Annotated in this window: 4 tRNA genes; all 4 read right to left on the bottom strand. The window is 54.6% G+C overall.

Annotated elements, in window-relative coordinates:
• Position 1: 1 nt before the first annotated feature.
• The 4 genes from ACUU1M_RS20670 to ACUU1M_RS20685 all read right to left on the bottom strand — a co-directional run bounded on the left by ACUU1M_RS20670 (position 2) and on the right by ACUU1M_RS20685 (position 312).
• Positions 2-76, bottom strand: a tRNA-Gly gene (locus ACUU1M_RS20670).
• A gap of 3 nt (positions 77-79) precedes the next feature.
• Positions 80-155, bottom strand: a tRNA-Thr gene (locus ACUU1M_RS20675).
• 2 nt (positions 156-157) lie between these two features.
• Positions 158-234: transfer RNA gene (locus tag ACUU1M_RS20680), tRNA-Arg, on the bottom strand.
• A gap of 1 nt (position 235) precedes the next feature.
• Positions 236-312, bottom strand: a tRNA-Ile gene (locus ACUU1M_RS20685).
• Positions 313-368 lie beyond the last annotated feature (56 nt).

A 368-nucleotide genomic window follows, 5' to 3' on the forward strand; every position in this document is an offset into this window, starting at 1 on the left:
CTGGAGCGGGCAGCGGGAATCGAACCCGCATCATCAGCTTGGAAGGCTGAGGTAATAGCCATTATACGATGCCCGCATATGGTGCCGACTACCGGAATCGAACTGGTGACCTACTGATTACAAGTCAGTTGCTCTGCCTGCTGAGCTAAGTCGGCGCTGGCCCACCACCGAGGACTCGAACCTCGCACCGTCAACTTAGAAGGTTGATGCTCTATCCGGATGAGCTAGTGGTGGTTGGTGGCCCTTGCTGGACTTGAACCAGCGACCTGGCGATTATGAGTCGCTCGCTCTGACCAACTGAGCTAAAGGGCCGGAGGCAGAATAATAACCATATGTCATCACATCTGCAAACTCATCTGACCACCAGC

It is taken from the genome of Shigella sp. SIG6, from assembly GCF_053555815.1.